Origin of the sequence: Chryseosolibacter histidinae (assembly GCF_018598225.1) — a bacterium.
Lineage (GTDB): Bacteria > Bacteroidota > Bacteroidia > Cytophagales > Cyclobacteriaceae > Chryseosolibacter > Chryseosolibacter histidini.
The window spans coordinates 85840-99796 of the sequence record NZ_JAHESF010000004.1 but is presented as its reverse complement, the minus strand read 5'-3'; the positions used below and the strand labels follow the sequence as shown (position 1 = coordinate 99796).

At 51.3% G+C, this 13957-nt stretch carries 14 protein-coding genes and 1 pseudogene; 3 read left to right on the top strand and 12 right to left on the bottom strand.

The features are described from left to right. Positions 1 to 101: 101 nt before the first annotated feature. Entirely contained in the window at positions 102 to 920 is an 819-nt protein-coding gene (locus KK083_RS05305) for a head GIN domain-containing protein (protein WP_254161453.1), read from the bottom strand. Positions 921 to 1036: 116 nt separating this feature from the next. On the opposite strand from KK083_RS05305, the gene KK083_RS05300 reads away from it, so the two are divergent. Then, entirely contained in the window at positions 1037 to 1648 is a 612-nt protein-coding gene (locus tag KK083_RS05300; protein ID WP_254161451.1) for an IMPACT family protein, read from the top strand. 6 nt (positions 1649 to 1654) lie between these two features. On the opposite strand, the gene KK083_RS05295 is transcribed toward KK083_RS05300, so the two are convergent. Both KK083_RS05295 and KK083_RS05290 read right to left on the bottom strand, forming a co-directional pair. Next, entirely contained in the window at positions 1655 to 2134 is a 480-nt protein-coding gene (locus KK083_RS05295) for a DoxX family protein (RefSeq protein ID WP_254161448.1), read from the bottom strand. Between the two features lie 77 nt (positions 2135 to 2211). Beyond that, on the bottom strand, positions 2212 to 2793 hold the full coding sequence (locus KK083_RS05290) for a Crp/Fnr family transcriptional regulator (RefSeq protein ID WP_254161446.1): 582 nt from the start codon (positions 2791 to 2793) through the stop codon (positions 2212 to 2214). 131 nt (positions 2794 to 2924) lie between these two features. On the opposite strand from KK083_RS05290, the gene KK083_RS05285 reads away from it, so the two are divergent. Then, the gene (locus tag KK083_RS05285) at positions 2925 to 4178 is read left to right on the top strand and encodes a TCR/Tet family MFS transporter (RefSeq protein WP_254161444.1); all 1254 of its coding nucleotides are present in this window, start codon (positions 2925 to 2927) and stop codon (positions 4176 to 4178) included. Between the two features lies 1 nt (position 4179). On the opposite strand, the gene KK083_RS05280 is transcribed toward KK083_RS05285, so the two are convergent. The 9 genes and pseudogenes from KK083_RS05280 to KK083_RS05240 all read right to left on the bottom strand — a co-directional run bounded on the left by KK083_RS05280 (position 4180) and on the right by KK083_RS05240 (position 11962). Continuing rightward, entirely contained in the window at positions 4180 to 4920 is a 741-nt protein-coding gene (locus KK083_RS05280; RefSeq protein WP_254161442.1) for a LytR/AlgR family response regulator transcription factor, read from the bottom strand. After that, positions 4917 to 5948 (bottom strand): sensor histidine kinase, encoded by a 1032-nt coding sequence (locus tag KK083_RS05275; RefSeq protein ID WP_254161440.1) that lies wholly within the window; start codon positions 5946 to 5948, stop codon positions 4917 to 4919. The genes KK083_RS05280 and KK083_RS05275 overlap by 4 nt, the downstream gene beginning before the upstream one ends. 7 nt (positions 5949 to 5955) lie before the next feature. Continuing rightward, positions 5956 to 6306: a DUF4288 domain-containing protein gene (locus tag KK083_RS05270; RefSeq protein WP_254161438.1), complete on the bottom strand. Its 351-nt coding sequence runs from the start codon at positions 6304 to 6306 to the stop codon at positions 5956 to 5958. 25 nt (positions 6307 to 6331) lie between these two features. Beyond that, positions 6332 to 7111 carry a LiaF transmembrane domain-containing protein gene (locus tag KK083_RS05265; RefSeq protein ID WP_254161436.1) on the bottom strand — a complete coding sequence of 260 codons (780 nt, stop codon included), beginning with the start codon at positions 7109 to 7111 and terminating at the stop codon, positions 6332 to 6334. Positions 7112 to 7310: 199 nt separating this feature from the next. After that, the gene (locus KK083_RS05260) at positions 7311 to 9992 is read right to left on the bottom strand and encodes a glycoside hydrolase family 78 protein (RefSeq protein WP_254161434.1); all 2682 of its coding nucleotides are present in this window, start codon (positions 9990 to 9992) and stop codon (positions 7311 to 7313) included. 66 nt (positions 9993 to 10058) lie between these two features. Next, positions 10059 to 10640, bottom strand: a complete 582-nt coding sequence (nudK, locus tag KK083_RS05255) for a GDP-mannose pyrophosphatase NudK (protein WP_254161426.1) — start codon at positions 10638 to 10640, stop codon at positions 10059 to 10061. Between the two features lie 7 nt (positions 10641 to 10647). Then, positions 10648 to 11105, bottom strand: a pseudogene (locus KK083_RS05250) (PIN domain-containing protein). Then, positions 11098 to 11316 (bottom strand): UPF0175 family protein, encoded by a 219-nt coding sequence (locus tag KK083_RS05245; RefSeq protein WP_254161422.1) that lies wholly within the window; start codon positions 11314 to 11316, stop codon positions 11098 to 11100. The pseudogene KK083_RS05250 and the gene KK083_RS05245 overlap by 8 nt, the downstream one beginning before the upstream one ends. A gap of 22 nt (positions 11317 to 11338) precedes the next feature. Next, complete coding sequence (locus KK083_RS05240) at positions 11339 to 11962, bottom strand: 3'-5' exonuclease (protein WP_254161420.1); 624 nt, start codon at positions 11960 to 11962, stop codon at positions 11339 to 11341. A 186-nt stretch (positions 11963 to 12148) separates the two neighbouring features. On the opposite strand from KK083_RS05240, the gene KK083_RS05235 reads away from it, so the two are divergent. Beyond that, positions 12149 to 13870: an amino acid permease gene (locus tag KK083_RS05235; protein WP_254161418.1), complete on the top strand. Its 1722-nt coding sequence runs from the start codon at positions 12149 to 12151 to the stop codon at positions 13868 to 13870. Positions 13871 to 13957: the final 87 nt, after the last annotated feature.

The window sequence follows — 13957 nt, the reverse complement described above, 5'->3', positions numbered from 1 at the left end:
AACTGGCCATCCGGAAACCGGCAACTGGCAACAAACAAGAACTGCCCTTTTCGACAGCCTAACTTTAAACTTTAAACCTTAAACTTTAAACTTCTAACCAACTACATCTTCCTCACCTTCCCGCTTCCCGAAGAGTGACTGTTTACCTTATTCGGGCTGCCCCTGTATGAAACGCTTCCGCTGCCGGAGATCACAGCGTCAAGCTCATTCTTCACGTTTATCTCAACATCGCCGGAGCCTGAGATGCGCACTTCACAACGGTTGGTTTCGAGGTCGGCCGCCAGCACTTTGCCGGAACCGCTGATAGACGCTCTTACACTTTGCGCCGAACCACTGGCGGAGATCTTGCCGGAGCCTGATAGGCCAAACTGGGCTTCGTCAGCAACTGTAATATTCAGCGCTACGTTACCGGAACCGCTCACATCACTGTCAAAGTCCCTGCATTTTCCCTTCAGGTCTATGTCACCCGAACCAGACACGTCAGCATCGACACTGCCGGTTGCGTCGATGTCAAGCTTCAATGACCCTGCGCCGCTGACGTTCAGGTCAAGATTGTTGGTTGTTATTTTGGTTTCGCCGATGAGGTCGCCGGAGCCGCTGACGCTCAAGCCGTCGATGTTGGGAACAGTGATATAAACCGTGATCTTGTCGCTTTCACTCCACTTCCAGTCGAACCACTTGCCTTCTTTGCCGATCACAAGCTTGTTACCATCGACATCCGTTTCAATTTTACTGAGTACTTCCTTATTTCCTTCGAGCTCCACTTTCTGGGGACTGCCCTGCCTCAGGTACAGCTTGCCCGGATGGCGGAATGAGATCTTTGTAAAACTATCAACGTTTCGCGTTACCCGCGTCTGAGCAAATGCGAAGGAGGTGCTCAGCAATATCCCGAACAAGGCAGGAAAGATCAGTTTTTTCATAATGGTGCTGTTTTGATAAGCGTAGATACCATAGAGACTTGGACTATTCCCAAAAGGTTGCGTAGACAGTACGATATTCCGTTCTTTGAGACGCAAAATCCAGCACGCGCGTTACCATGGCCATCTTTTCTTATCGTACCATACAGTCGCCGACTACCGGTATCTATAAGGAAAAGGGCAGCAAATTCCTGGCGTTTGCCTATCCTGCTGAATCAGAGCCGGATATAAAGAATCACCTGGAGCTTCTTAAAAAAGAATACTTCGATGCCCGCCATCATTGCTTTGCCTATGTGCTGGGGGCGGACCGGAAAAAATTCCGTGCTTTTGACGATGGCGAGCCCAATCACTCGGCGGGTGATCCCATTCTCGGACAGATCCGGTCAAAAGAGCTCACCAATGTGCTGGTGATCGTGGTGCGGTATTTCGGTGGTACCAAGCTGGGGGTCGGCGGGTTGATCAGCGCTTACAAAACGGCCGCGGAAGATGCGCTCAGCAAAGCGGTTGTGATCGAGCAAGAGGTACTGAAAGATATTGTCATTACGTATGATTATACCTCGACCCCAGAAGTCATGCGCCTGGTGAAAGAGCTCGAGCTGCAGATCCGGGGTCAAAAATTTGAGCAGCGCTGCTCCCTTGCTGCGGCGTACAAGCTCAGGCATGAAACGCTTCTTCATGAAAAGATCGCGTTACTTAAGGCAACCGGGCATGATATTTCCACCGAGGGTTGACATCCTTTAAAAGGATGTCAACCCTGGTGCCGGGACAGGCTGTGATTTGAACAAAAAACGGTCTATCGAAAACGCTCCGCTTCCGTTGATGATGATGGCGAGGCTGAGGCCGAAGGTGAGCAGGTCGAATTCAAAACCTTCGCCACCGGTGCGGTTGCCGAACCAGTTCATAAAAAATCCATTTTGTGCGTGGTCGAAGTACATCGCGCCCAGCATGATGATGAACATGCCTGCACCCATGAACCTGCCGAACAATCCCAGGGCCAATGCCAGCGCGCCGAGGCTTTCGCCCAGTATGACCAGCAGCCCGATAACATACGGTACGCCTACTGTATCTGTAAAATAATGCATGGTACCTTCGAAGCCGAAGCCCCCGAACCAGCCCAGAAGCTTTTGGGCACCGTGCGGGAAAATGACCACACCCAGCATGATCCGGATGATGAGCAGGGTGAGGTCGGTCTTGTGTTGTGTGAATAACGATTTCATATTTTTTTTTCGCCAAAGATGCGGGGCGAAGGGGTGCCGGCGCATTGACCTGGCGCAGGAAAAACCATTGATCCAGATCAAGAGCTTTGTGACTGCTGCCGACGGATGCGGCTGATGGTTTCGGGGGTAAGGCCCAAAAAGGAAGCGATCTGATGCTGGGGGATGCGTTGCTCGAGTGAAGGGTACTTGCGGATAAAGGCGAGGTAACGTTGTTCAGCGGTCTGGCTGATGCCGGCGAGGATGCGCTGCTGGTGTGAGATAAATGCGTTCTGGAACAGGATCCTGAAAAACCGTTCGAGCTTGGGGATCTCTATGTAAAGCCATTCGAGGTCCGGCCGTTCAATGCTGAGCACTTCGCTGTCTTCCAGGGCGTCGATGTGCAGGGTGGCCGGGGTGTCGGTGAGAAAGCTGTAGAGATCAGAGATCCACCATCCCTCCATGGCGAACATGGCCACGTGCTCCTGCCCTTTGTCATCAACCGTGTAGGCCCTGAGCAATCCCCTCATTACAAAATTCTCATACTTAGAGACATCGCCTGCCTGAAGCAGGTACTGCCTCTTTCGCAGCTTCCGGTGCTTCAGACGTGAAACAAACAATTGCTGTTCCCCCTCCGAAAGTTCGATGTGCTGCGCAACATTAGACAGTATAAGATCGTACATATCAGGCCGTTGAAGTTACTAGGGAGTGTTGAGCGTGAGCGGGAAGCTTAAGAAAAGCAAATCTTTACAAGCCCATCATTCCAAATCTAGTTTGAAAATAGCTTTATTTATGAATTAATTCCCCCAATGTTATGTCTGGAAAAAGAAAAGCAGCTCTTGGTTTTATCTTTGTCACCCTTCTCATTGACGTTACAGGATTCGGCATCATCATTCCGGTAGTGCCCAAGCTGCTCAGTCAGCTCCTGCACACAACAGTGGAAGAAGCTTCTGCATGGGGAGGATGGCTCATTGCAGCTTACGCGGGCATGCAGTTTGTGTTCTCTCCTTTGGTGGGCAATCTCAGTGACAGATTCGGACGAAGACCGATCCTGCTCGCGTCATTATTTGGTTTCAGCATCGACTACCTGCTCACAGCGTTTGCGCCAACCGTGGCGTGGCTTTTTGTAGGCCGTATTATAGCGGGTATCATGGGTGCCAGCTTCACCACAGCCAGCGCTTATATAGCAGACATCAGCGAACCGGAAAAAAGGGCGCAGAACTTCGGCATCATCGGCGCCGCTTTTGGTCTTGGATTTATCATAGGCCCTGCGTTGGGTGGCCTGCTGGCCGAATATGGTGTAAGAGCCCCCTTCTTCGCCGCGGCTGCGCTGACCATGCTCAACTGGTTATATGGTTTCTTCGTGTTGCCTGAGTCGCTGAAACCGGAGAACCGCAGAAAGTTCGAGTGGAAACGTGCCAACCCGATCGGCTCGCTCGAATTCCTCTTACGATATAAGGTCATCCTGGGCATGGTAGCGTCGCTTGTGCTGCTATACATTGCAAGCCACGCCGTGCAGAGCAACTGGGCTTATTACACCATTGCTAAATTTGAGTGGACCGAAGCCACGGTAGGCCTATCGCTTGCTGCGGTAGGTGTGATGTTCGGTCTTGTGCAGGGATTGCTCATGAGATTCATCATCCCTAAACTCGGTCAAAAGCGGAGTATCTATGTTGGTCTTGCACTCTATGCTATTGGATTTTTGCTTTTCGGCCTTGCCACAGAGGGCTGGATGATGTTTGTTTTCCTGATCCCGTACTGCCTGGGTGGTATTGCCGGGCCGTCACTGCAGGCCATTATGTCAACGCAGGTGCCACCAAATGAACAGGGAGAATTGCAGGGCGCACTGACAAGTCTCATGAGCCTCACGGCTATTTTCGGGCCGGTTTTTATGACCACGCTGTTTACATACTGTTCACAGCCTTCATCAAAAATTTATTTCCCGGGGGCGCCCATGATAGCAGGTGCAATACTTTCACTGATCAGTGCATTCCTGGCAAGGCAGAGCTTGAAAAAATATGTCAAGACCGATGTACAGGTTACAACGCCCGTACCCGAGCATTCGTAACCTACATGCCCAGCACCGACTTTAATTTCGAGTATCCGGTTTTGCTGAGAGGGATCCGCACGCCGCTTTTTAACAACGCCACGTGTGTATCTTTTTCCAGCGGCTCGATCCTGGTCAGGTGTGAGAGCTGCATGATATAAGAACGGTGCACGCGGATGAACTGTGACGGGTCAAGGATCTGCTCATAGAAGCTCATGGTCTTCTTTTTCAGGAACATTTCTTTTGCCGTGTAGATCTTCACATAGTCGTCATACGCTTCGATGTGCTGGATCTCGTTGACGGGGATGATCCTGATGTTGCCCGCTTCCTTCACCACAATACGGTTGCGTTCTTCCGGCTGCCGCACTTCTTCCGGCATCAGCATGGTCTTGCTTTTGCCATCGTGCTGCTGGCGTTGTGCGAGCCATTTCTGCAAGGCTTTATCAAACCGGTCTTTGCTGAACGGCTTCAGGAGGTAGTCGATCGCATGGGCTTCGAAAGCTTTGATAGCATACTCGTCGAACGCCGTAGTGAAGATAACTGCAGGAGGTTGCTCGATCAGCTCCAGCATTTCAAACCCGTTGATCTTGGGCATTTGAATATCGAGGAAGATGAGGTCGGGCTTATGCTGCGCGATCGCCTTTACACCTTCGAATCCGTCGTTGCATTCCTGGAGGATCTCCATCTCCGGATATGCCTGAAGGTATTCACGTACAATGCTGCGGGCCAGGGGCTCATCATCGATCAGTACCGTTTTGATCATATGCTTTGCGGGATTTTGATTTGGGTGGTAAAGACATTTTCTTCCTGGTAAGTGGTGAGCAGATCCTGCCGGGCGTAGAGCAGATACAACCTTCGTTTCACGGAGGTGAGTCCAAAGCCGGTGCCCTGCTTCGGCTGGGCAGTGCCCGGGTCGAAGGGGTTCTCCACAACAACCACCAGGTAGTTGTCTTCTGTGCGCACCATCAGGCGGATGATCGTTTCGCCGGTGGTATCATACAGGCCGAACTTGATGGCGTTCTCCACCACCGGTTGAAGCAGCAGCGATGGCAGCTTCATGCCGAGTGAAACATCATCGCGGTCGATGTGTGTTCTCAGACGGTGACCGAACCGCACTTTTTCGATATCGAGGTACAGCTGCAGGTGGTCCAGCTCTTCGCCCAGGGTTACCAGCTGCTGGTCATCCTTTTTTAAAGTGCCGCGCAAAAAATCGGAGAGCTGCTGGATCATCTTGCGGGCTTCTTCGGGCCTTGTTCCTGCCAGCGCACTGATGGAGTTGAGGCTGTTGAAGAGGAAGTGTGGCTGAAGCTGTTGCCGGAGCCGTGACAGCTCTGCTTCGCGCGCCAGCTTCTCCGTTGCTGTTTTGCGTGCTTCAATTTCCTGTTGCTCACGGATGGAGAACCAGAGCCAGCTCAGGGCGCTCACCAGGGTGATCATGAGCCAGCAGTAGAGGCCACGGATAAAAGACGATCGCTCTAAAAAAGCGAGGTAATCTTCCTGCTGCCCGATGACGATGGGTGCGATCTTTTCCATCACGAACACCGCCAGGAAAGCGAGGGCTATGCTGATGCCGAGCCGCGTTACCTGGTGTGGCTGGTAAAACCGCATCATGCTGATCATGATATATCCCTTGATGGCGATCAGCACGTTGGTGATCACGGCGTCTTTCAGGCTGGTCTCCCATCCGAAGCCGAAAGTGTTTTGCAGGGCCAGCGTTTGCAGCACGATCCATGAAATACACCACAGCAGATAAACAATGCCAAGTTTACGGTATGAGAGATTTTGCAGCACGGGCGTGTTAGAATGATGGTTTTGAGCTCAGTCGCAGAAAGATCGCCTTCTGGTGGATGCAATGAATGTACGATCCGGCTTCTTCTGTCTCGTGGATCTGCGAATACAATTCCATTCCGTCTTCCAGCGTTGTTTTCAGCGGCACAATCTCTGCAACATTAATGAATTCCCATTTCACTTTGTTGTTTTTGTCGTTGAGAAAGGAATCTTCTTCGTTAAGTCCCAGCACCCTTGCCTTGATAAAGGCTTCTTCCATCGAATCGGCCGCGATGAGCCGCAGTTGTTCGTCAAACTGCGGCTTATGCAACGTATTCTCGGCCGATATGTTGAACACTATTTTGGCGATGAACCATTTCATGATAGGAGACCGTTTGCCTGTGTTATTAGTAACTCTTGATATCGATGCCGCCGAAGATGCAGGTACCCTGTAATACGAGCACTTTGTTCGAATCAATTTGTGAAGGATCGGTCACCGGCGGGCGCTTATCTTCAACGCTGCCGAAAACTGCTACCTGGTCTTCAGACTGGATCTTCCAGTGCGGGGGAACCAGCAGCTTGATGCCACCGAACACGGCTGTGAGGTCGAGCACGATCTTGCCATCTACATCGGCCTGCATCATGTTGATATCCGCTCCACCGAATACGGCTGTAACCTCGCCTCCTTTGAAGTTCTTGGAGATCACATTCTTCTTTACACCACCAAACACAGCAGTAGAATCAATATAATCATCAGAATAACTATGAGCGGAATCATCGTACCTGCCCTCCCATCTTTTTCTCCAGTGCGGTGTTACGTTTTTTTTTCCGGACCGGAAGATCATGATCAAACCTATGGCGATGATGATCATAGGCCATGTGAAATCTGAAATGTCAGAGTAGGGAAAAATATCGTCCAGCAAAAGCACCGAACCGATCACGATGAATACCAGCCAGGTCATGTTCCTGAATGAGTGCCTGAAGCCGATGAACAAACCGATAGCGATGAAGATCATTTCCCACGAAAAGATCCACCGGGGCAGATCGACTCCGGCGCGCCTGGCAAGAAACAGGATACCCACTGCAACCACGAAAAGTCCCCCCATTACCCTGCCAGAACGGTTAGTCTTGTTGATGGAATCTTCCGGCTTAACCGGTGTACCTGAATCTTTGCTGTATGGATCCATAAATTGTTTGTTTTATGATCAAATATACGGGCATGGAGACCCCGGCGGCCATAGGAGATAGGCGGGGAAAGGGCGGCCGTAGGTGAATGGCGGATGGGAGTCGGTGAACGAGGGCAAGCTGCGAGTTGTGAGCCACGGGCTGCGAGTCAGGGAAGCCCTGCTTTTCTCGCGGCCCGCAGCTAAAAAGCTCGTAACTATCTCATTTCCAGGAATACTCAAAATGGTAGGTACCCGGTCCCACTTCAGTCTGGCCCTCGGAATTGAGGGTTACCGGAGGTGTGCTTGTTGCCCCGGAGGCCTTCGGCAGGATGATCTCTGCTTTCGTGTTGGCAGGGATCACGACATCAACCTTCAGCATGCCATTTTCGATCTTCCATGACGATCTTACTTCACCGTACAACGTCTGCAACGAAGCACTGGCGTTGGTGAGGTTGCCACCGGGTTGTGGCGCGATCCTGATCTTTTTATAACCTGGCGATGCCTCCTGGATGCCGGCGATCACACGGTACATCCAGTCACCAATAGCACCATAAGCATAATGGTTGAACGAGTTCATGCCCGGGGTCTGGAAGGTGCCATCGGGTTTGATGCCATCCCACCGCTCCCAGATGGTAGTAGCGCCCATCTTGACAGGATAGAGCCATGATGGATATGTTTCCTGCAGCAGCAGCGTATACGCAACATCGGTGTATCCAAAACGGGTGAGCACGTGGCAGAGGTAAGGTGTGCCCAGGAAGCCAGTAGTGAGGTGGTTGCCATAGCTCTTCACGTTATCGGCAAGTTTCTGCGCGGTCTGTTGCCTGAGGTTTTCCGGAAGCATATCAAAGTTCAGCGCCAGCACATAAGCGGTCTGTGTGCCCGACACCAGCCTGCCATTGGGCGTAAGGTATTCCTTCACGAAGGCCGCTTTGACCTTGCCCAGCAGCTCGGTGTATCGTTTCTCATCTTCTGTTTTGCCCAGCACTTTTGCAGCGTTGGCAAGCAGTTGCGTGGAATGCGCAAAAAATGATTGTGCGATGAGGTATTTATCCGTGACGGCAGAGCGACCATCGTTGTCATCGAAGGGCCGATAGAAAAGCCAGTCGCCAAAATGAAATCCTGTGTTCCATAAGTAATCCTTACTGTTCTTTTCCATGTAACCTACCCACCGCTTCATGCTTTCATACTGGTCTTCCAGGAACCTTGTGTCACCAAATGCCTGATACATGGTCCAGGGAATGATGGTAGCTGCGTCTGCCCATCCGGCGGAAGCCGCGGAATTAGGGCCCAACACATTGGGGATCACAAAAGGCACTGCACCATCTTCACGCTGGTCAGCCGCCACATCTTTAAGCCACTTGCTGAAGAAAGACGCCGCGTTCATGTTGTAGGCAGCCGTACGTGCAAACACCTGCGCATCGCCGGTCCACCCGAGGCGCTCATCACGTTGCGGGCAGTCGGTGGGTACATCCAGGAAATTTCCTTTCTGCCCCCACTGGATATTGTGCTGCAGCTGATTGATCAGCGCATGTGACGAAGTGAAGTTCCCTGTGGGTTCCATATCAGAGTACAATGCAGTGGCCAGTAAATTCTCCGGCGTGAGCTGTCCGGGGAAACCCTGTACCCTTACATAGCGGAATCCCATAAAAGTAAAATGAGGCTCGTATACTTCTTCAGCGCCACCTTTCAGGGTGTACTGGATCTCCTGCCTTGCAACGCGGAGGTTATCGGTATAAAAATTCCCGTCTTTATCGAGCACTTCTGCGTGGTGCAGGGTGATCTTGTCTCCGGCTTTACCTTTCACTTTGATGCGTAAAAGCCCCACGAGGTTTTGCCCGAAATCGGCTACCACTTCGCCTTTGGGCGTGGTGATGATCTTTACGGGTTTGAAGGTCTCGTGCCTTGTGATAGAGGGTCCGTTGGTAGCCACCAGTTTGTCTTTACCTTCGTTGGCCACCACCACGGGCTTCCAGGCCGCATCGGAGAAACCTTGCTGCATCCAGCCTGCCTGCTCCTGCCGCGCATCGTAAACTTCACCATGATAGATCTCCGAAGACCTGATAGGCCCGAGGCTTGTTTTCCAGCTTCCATCGGTAGCAACGGTCTCCCTGGTGCCATCGGCATACGTCAGCTCGAGCTGAAAAAGCAGCGAGGTTTTATCGCCATAGATCCTTTTGTTTCTTTCCCATGCCAGTGGCCCGCGGTACCAGCCGTTGCCCAGCATCACACCGATCACATTGCTGCCATTGCTGATGAGCGGCGTAACATCGTACACCTGGTATTGAAGATGGTGGTTATAGCTTGTCCAGCCAGGAGACATGTGTGCCTTGCCAATCCTTTTGCCATTGATAAACGCTTCATAAACACCTTTGGAAGTGATATAGGCCCGGGCTGCCGTGATGGCCTTTTTGGAGTCAAATGTTTTCCTGAACAGGGGCACGGGACCGTTCACGGTATCTTCGGCCATGCCTGACTGGATCCACTGTGCCGACCAGTCCGCCGGGTTGAGGAGGCCCATCTCCCAGAACGCAGGCTCACTCCAGGGCGAGGTGTTCTTCTGGTTGTCCCACACGCGCACCTGCCAGTAGTAACGTTGCCTTGATTGAAGCGGTCCTCCGTAAGGAACGTGCACCGACTGGTCAGACTGCACTTTGCCCGATTGCCAAACCAGGTTGCGGCCTTTTGCCAGTGCCGATGCGTCTGTGGCCACGCGGATCTCGTAAGCGGTCTGCATCACATCGCGTTTGGCGGATGACAGTTGCCAGCTTAGCCGGGGCGGTGTCAGATCGAGGCCCAGCGGATCTTTGCGGTACTCACAAACAGGGTTAACGATTTTTAACGATTGAGCGGAAAGCGTTCCGGCCAACCCGAGGAAAAGAACGATGAATAAGGCGCGCATCATGGTTGTTTATGTCTGATGCCGGAAGATACAAAACGCGGCCCTTAAAAACTGTACTGCTCTTTCCGGCTACAGGGTGACAAGGTTGTGCAGCCGGGCATATTGCAGCAGAATAATGGTCTTGGCATCCCTGATCTCGCCACGCTCCATCATCTGCCAGGCTTTTTCAAAGGGAAGCTCCAGCACTTCAATGTTCTCCTCGCCTTCAACGCCGCCGCCTTCGTTCACTTTTTGGTCTTTCGAATATTCTGCCACAAAGAAGTAAAGGATCTCGGTTACGGAGCCTGGCGACATGTAGGCTTCAAAGATCTTCTGCACGTGCCTGATCCTGTACCCGGTCTCTTCTTCGGTCTCTTTGCGGATGCAGTCTTCGGGGTTGTCTTTATCGAGAAGGCCGGCACAGGCTTCGATCATCAGGCCATCGGTGTTTCCATTCACGTAGGTGGGGAGTCTGAACTGCCGGGTGAGGATCACTGTTTTTGCTGCGGTATTGTACAGGAGGATCACGGCACCGTTGCCACGGTCATAGGCCTCGCGATGCTCGATCTTCTTGTTGCCCTTTTTATCGTTGGTCTCGTACGTGTACTTGTAAAGTTTGTACCAGTTGTCTGATAAGACTTTCTTCTCCAGAATTTTGACCTGTTCTTTCATGTTACTGTTAAGCCTCCCCGGCCTCTTTTAGGATTTGTTCGACAATCGGTTTCGCAAATCGGAAATTATGGTTATGAAGTTTCTCAATGATATCCCTCACATTAGAAATGACACCTTTTTGTTTCGCGAGCAAAAGGATTCTGAGCGTTCCAACTATTTCGATCTTCAGTTCCCTGGCAATTTTTCTTCCTTTTTCTCGTCAATGACAAGCACCGCATTTTCGGTCCCTAACGCCAGTGAAATCGCGCTAGCTTCCCCGACATCGAGATTTTGTTTAATCTCTTCAAATCTTGATTCATCATTTACTTTTCTGATCTCTATCCACATTGGCAATATTTCACCGAACTCCTGCTGGACTTCCCTGGTCGTGACAATGTTCGAAAAAATGTGACGAAGTATTTCCAGTTTATCGATCCTGCTTAAGGCAATCAGGCAACTGGTGTCGGATATGATGATCTTAGGCATTAAATGGAGCTTTCAGGTCATCAGTGGTTTCCCCGAATATTGAAACTCCATATTTTCCTACTGTTTCTATAAATTCCCTTTTTGATATACCCACGAAGGAGGCGGCCTGTCCTGAAGATAGCACTGCTTTATCGAAAAGTACGGCTGCTACGGCCATTTTAAACTCCCTTTCGTTCATGTCTTCCGGCAGACTCAGCGTTACTGTTTTCATGATATCAAAGATACGTTAATCTTCAATATTTAGTTTTCAATTTCCCATACAACTCCAGGCATACCCACGCATCGGTGGCGGCGTATTCGATCTGTTTTTGGGTAAAGGTAGCGGCTTCCCAGTTGGAGGTCTGCGCGCTTTTTGAGATCCTGAATCCCAGCAAAAGGGCGGTAAGTTTTTTTACACTTTCCACCTGTAAGCCAGCCTGTTTGGCAAGCGTTGACAGGTCGTAAAAACCGCCGGGTTCAAAGGGCTTCAGCTTCTGAAGTGCCTTCAGGTCGTCGCGGATGCCGACCCCCGCTTTGATGATGTTGGGGTTTTCCAAAAACTGTTTGATCTCGTCGGTAACACCGGTATGGTTGACGCGGATCAGATAAGCCTTTTTGGGTACTGCCAGCTGCAGCAGTGACACTTGGTAGAACTGTCCCCGCTTGAAGCTCGGGCGCGTTTCGGTGTCGAACCCTACCACATCGTATTTTTCTATTTCTTTGATCGCCTTCGGAAGTTGCCGCAGGTCACTCACCACCACCGTCTTTCCATCAAAGGTCCTCAGCGGAAGCTTGTTGATCTCTTCCGGCGAGATGTTGATCTTTAATCCTTCTGCAGGGGCTTGCTGATCTCCGTTTTGGTGGACTACAGGTTCCATTAAAAAATTTACCTCGATTAAAAAATATCAGCCTTCGAAGCCCTTAAGTTATTAAAATTATCACTGCTTTCATGACTTGGGCTGGAAATAGAATATCATTCGTGATGACCGGCGGTACCAGGGTAAGCGGTAGTGGAACTGGTTTATTTTTTACTATTTTGCCCCCTTTAAACCCCATAATTCCTCATGCCTAACTCACTTTTCCGGAAAAAGCCGCTCCAGAGAATTCTCGAGGATGCCAAACAGGACGGTGGTGACGGCCACGCGGGCTCGTTAAAAAAAGTGCTCGGCGTAAAGGATCTTACTTCTATGGGCATCGCCGCAGTGATCGGCGCGGGCATCTTTTCAACCATCGGTACCGCCGCCTTCAACGGTGGTCCGGCCATCTCACTGCTTTTTGTGATCACGGCTGTTACCTGTGGCTTCTCGGCACTCTGTTATGCCGAATTCGCCAGCAGGGTACCCATCGCCGGCAGCGCCTATACCTATGCCTATGTCTCCTTCGGTGAGCTGATCGCCTGGATCATCGGGTGGGCACTCATCCTCGAATATGCTATCGGAAATATTGTGGTGGCCATTTCCTGGAGCGGGTACTTCAACAACCTGCTGGAAGGTTTCGGCCTGCACCTGCCCGCATGGCTCACGGCAGACCCCGGCACCGCGAAAGGAGCTTATCAGCAGGTGCAGGAGGCAATAGCAGCGGGCACTCCGCTCACGCCCAGCCTGCAGTTTGCCAAAGACGCCTGGGAAACAGCACCCATCATTGCAGGCTATCACATTTTCATCAATGTGCCCGCATTCGCCATTGTTTGCTTCATCGCCGTGCTCACGTATATCGGTATCAAGGAAAGCAAGAAGACCACCAACTTCCTGGTGGTATTCAAGATCATTGTGATCCTTTTTGTGATCGTGATCGGTTTCTTTTTTGTGGAGCCCAACAACTGGAGTCCTTTCATGCCCAATGGTTTTGAAGGGGTGCTCCGGGGTGTATCGGCGGTGTTCTATGCATACATCGGCTTCGACGCCATCTCCACCACCGCGGAGGAATGTAAAAATCCGCAGCGAGACCTGCCCAGGGGAATGATGTATTCACTGGTGATCTGCACCGTGCTGTACGTTCTCATCGCCTTTGTGCTCACAGGTATGGTGCCTTTCACTACACTCAAGGTGGCAGACCCGCTGGCCTTTGTGTTCGACAGTGTAGGCCAGGAGTGGATTAGCTATATTGTTTCGGTTAGTGCCGTGGTGGCTACCACCAGTGTGCTGCTCGTGTTTCAGCTCGGCCAACCCCGCATCTGGATGAGCATGAGTCGCGATGGCCTGCTGCCTAAAAAGTTTGCCAGCATCCATCCCAAATACCAGACCCCGTGGTTCTCTACCATCGTTACTGGATTTTTGGTGGCGATCCCATCGCTGTTTATGGAAAGCGGACTGATGACGGACCTCACCAGCATCGGTACCTTGTTTGCGTTTGTGCTCGTATCGGGTGGCGTGCTCATGCTGCCGCGCATCACCGGCGACAACCCAGGCCAGGTCGGAAAATTCAGGTTGCCCTATATCAACGGAAGGTTCATCGTGCCCGTGCTGTTCCTGATCTTTGTTTACTTTCTGGGCGATCGCATCATCAACAGCCTGAAGAACATCGGCACCAGCTTGCAGCATATTGCTGATGGAGGGCTGCAGGAAATACTGTTCCTCATTTTTGGAGCGCTGGCCGCAACGTTAACTGTGCTGACGGCCCTTCGTAAATACAATGTTATCCCCATACTGGGCGTATTGTTCTGCGCATACCTGCTCACCGAGATCCCGGCGTTGTCGTGGTTGTATTTCTTAGGATGGATGGCTATTGGACTGTCGATCTACTTCAGCTACGGATACTTCAAGAGCAAGCTTGCAAAAGGGAATTAAGAGATGACATCCTTTTTTCAGCTTCTTTAAAAACCGTCCCGATTTTATCACGTACATACGCTTGATTAAATGACAGTTAAGGATGTC

Coding starts and splice junctions, on each gene's coding strand:
- KK083_RS05305 (WP_254161453.1), bottom strand. CDS start 920: ATGAAAAAACTGATCTTTCCTGCCTTGTTCGGGATATTGCTGAGCACC.
- KK083_RS05300 (WP_254161451.1), top strand. CDS start 1,037: ATGGCCATCTTTTCTTATCGTACCATACAGTCGCCGACTACCGGTATC.
- KK083_RS05295 (WP_254161448.1), bottom strand. CDS start 2,134: ATGAAATCGTTATTCACACAACACAAGACCGACCTCACCCTGCTCATC.
- KK083_RS05290 (WP_254161446.1), bottom strand. CDS start 2,793: ATGTACGATCTTATACTGTCTAATGTTGCGCAGCACATCGAACTTTCG.
- KK083_RS05285 (WP_254161444.1), top strand. CDS start 2,925: ATGTCTGGAAAAAGAAAAGCAGCTCTTGGTTTTATCTTTGTCACCCTT.
- KK083_RS05280 (WP_254161442.1), bottom strand. CDS start 4,920: ATGATCAAAACGGTACTGATCGATGATGAGCCCCTGGCCCGCAGCATT.
- KK083_RS05270 (WP_254161438.1), bottom strand. CDS start 6,306: ATGAAATGGTTCATCGCCAAAATAGTGTTCAACATATCGGCCGAGAAT.
- KK083_RS05265 (WP_254161436.1), bottom strand. CDS start 7,111: ATGGATCCATACAGCAAAGATTCAGGTACACCGGTTAAGCCGGAAGAT.
- KK083_RS05260 (WP_254161434.1), bottom strand. CDS start 9,992: ATGATGCGCGCCTTATTCATCGTTCTTTTCCTCGGGTTGGCCGGAACG.
- nudK (WP_254161426.1), bottom strand. CDS start 10,640: ATGAAAGAACAGGTCAAAATTCTGGAGAAGAAAGTCTTATCAGACAAC.
- KK083_RS05245 (WP_254161422.1), bottom strand. CDS start 11,316: ATGAAAACAGTAACGCTGAGTCTGCCGGAAGACATGAACGAAAGGGAG.
- KK083_RS05240 (WP_254161420.1), bottom strand. CDS start 11,962: ATGGAACCTGTAGTCCACCAAAACGGAGATCAGCAAGCCCCTGCAGAA.
- KK083_RS05235 (WP_254161418.1), top strand. CDS start 12,149: ATGCCTAACTCACTTTTCCGGAAAAAGCCGCTCCAGAGAATTCTCGAG.